Source organism: Bartonella sp. AA1HLJMS (assembly GCF_042197445.1).
GTDB lineage: Bacteria > Pseudomonadota > Alphaproteobacteria > Rhizobiales > Rhizobiaceae > Bartonella.
Map to the genome: position 1 here is coordinate 1 of NZ_JBHIRW010000171.1, position 1,466 is coordinate 1,466.

Here is a 1,466-nt window from a genome sequence, read left to right on the forward strand (position 1 = left end):
TTTATAAAACTGTTCAGATTACGTTGTTTCTTCTCAACGTTCATAGATGAGATCAACAAGGAGATAAAAAACTATCGAAAGCAGTTTGATACTCTTTGTAGCAGGAAAGAGGTCAACGCATTGAACGAAGCATGGCGTCACGTAAAATGGCGTTAATCCGCGTTTGATATCCTTTCCCTTGACTTTTAAGCCACGCTAGAACGTCTGAATCCACACGCACTGTTGTAACAGTTTTGGTTGGTTTATAGAATGGGTTGCGAACAGCGTTTTTCCAGAATGCATCATTGAGTGACGGAATATCACTATGATCAATTGCACTGTCCGGCATTGCAGCCAGTTTATCAACTTCAACTTTCTGTTTATCTGTCAAAGGTGATAAGTTACCTACATCAATTTCATAACGAACTTTCTTCTTCATAACGTTTCCTTTCTTTCGAGTTAGCTCGCCGCGCTGAAATAATACGGATTACTTCTATACCATCTTTATCATCATGGACAGTATGCGCAACGAGCAGCAGTAAAAAACCATCCACAAGACCCAAAGTTTGCCAACGATATTCTCCGTTTTCAATACGGTCTTGTTTAACCATAGCGAACGGGTCTGCAAAAACACGAGCAGCAATTTCAAAACTGACACGGTGCTTTCTAATATTACTTTTCGCTTTAGCTTCATCCCATTCAAATCTTATTTTCATGTCTTATGTTAATACATTTATGTATGTATATCAAGAGTTTTAAATACAAGACTGAAGTATCTATATAACACATCTTTTTTATGAATAATTTATCAAATAAAATTATAAAGTAATACTTAAAAAACTGTGATTAATTAACTGAAATAATTGAAAAAATAATAAAATTATGCTAAGATTTTTACATATTTAAATACAAATTTAAGGTAACTAAAACATGCTAAACAAAGTGACATTAATAGGACGCCTTGGTGCTAATCCCGAAAGCAAAACAATGAATTCTGGAGCAGAAATAGTCAATTTTAGTATAGCAACTTCTGAAAGCTATACGGATAAAAATACTCATCAAAAAGTAGAGAAAACGGAATGGCACTCCATTGTGGTTTTTAATCCACATTTGGCAAAAATTGCACTTCAATATCTCAACAAAGGTTCAAAAGTTTACGTAGAAGGCAAATTACAGACACGCAAATGGCAAGATAAAAATGGGCATGACCGTTACACAACAGAGATTATTTTACCACAATTCAAAGGCGCGTTGTATTTGCTTGATGTAAAGAAAGATCAATCTGCCCCTTCATCTATTACTTCTCAAAATTATGCTATCGCTTCAGGTGCCGCTGATCATAGTGCATCTCTTAATGACAGCATACTATTTTGATTGAAAAATAGAGCAAAGAGAAACATGTGGGCTCCTACAGATTAGGGGATGTATGAAGAAGAAAGATGCTTACATTTCACAAGTGAAAGTACGTCAAGATCCTGTTAATCAAT

At 35.1% G+C, this 1,466-nt stretch carries 3 protein-coding genes; 1 reads left to right on the plus strand and 2 read right to left on the minus strand.

Annotation, left to right across the window (positions count from 1 at the left end; translation table 11 throughout):
- Nucleotides 1–112: 112 nt before the first annotated feature.
- Both ACFIQE_RS10320 and ACFIQE_RS10325 read right to left on the minus strand, forming a co-directional pair.
- Complete coding sequence (locus tag ACFIQE_RS10320; RefSeq protein WP_375707696.1) at nt 113–418, minus strand: BrnA antitoxin family protein; 306 nt, start codon at nt 416–418, stop codon at nt 113–115.
- The gene (locus ACFIQE_RS10325) at nt 396–695 is read right to left on the minus strand and encodes a BrnT family toxin (protein ID WP_375707697.1); all 300 of its coding nucleotides are present in this window, start codon (nt 693–695) and stop codon (nt 396–398) included. Before ACFIQE_RS10325 ends, ACFIQE_RS10320 begins: the two co-directional genes overlap by 23 nt.
- Nucleotides 696–909: 214 nt before the next feature.
- Between ACFIQE_RS10325 and ssb the strand changes: the two genes are divergently transcribed.
- Complete coding sequence (gene ssb / locus ACFIQE_RS10330; RefSeq protein ID WP_375707698.1) at nt 910–1,353, plus strand: single-stranded DNA-binding protein; 444 nt, start codon at nt 910–912, stop codon at nt 1,351–1,353.
- The last annotated feature ends 113 nt before the right edge of the window (nt 1,354–1,466 follow it).

Excerpts from the sequence above, each read along its gene's own strand:
- ACFIQE_RS10320 (WP_375707696.1), bottom strand. The coding sequence starts at position 418 with ATGAAGAAGAAAGTTCGTTATGAAATTGATGTAGGTAACTTATCACCT.
- ACFIQE_RS10325 (WP_375707697.1), bottom strand. The coding sequence starts at position 695 with ATGAAAATAAGATTTGAATGGGATGAAGCTAAAGCGAAAAGTAATATT.
- ssb (WP_375707698.1), top strand. The coding sequence starts at position 910 with ATGCTAAACAAAGTGACATTAATAGGACGCCTTGGTGCTAATCCCGAA.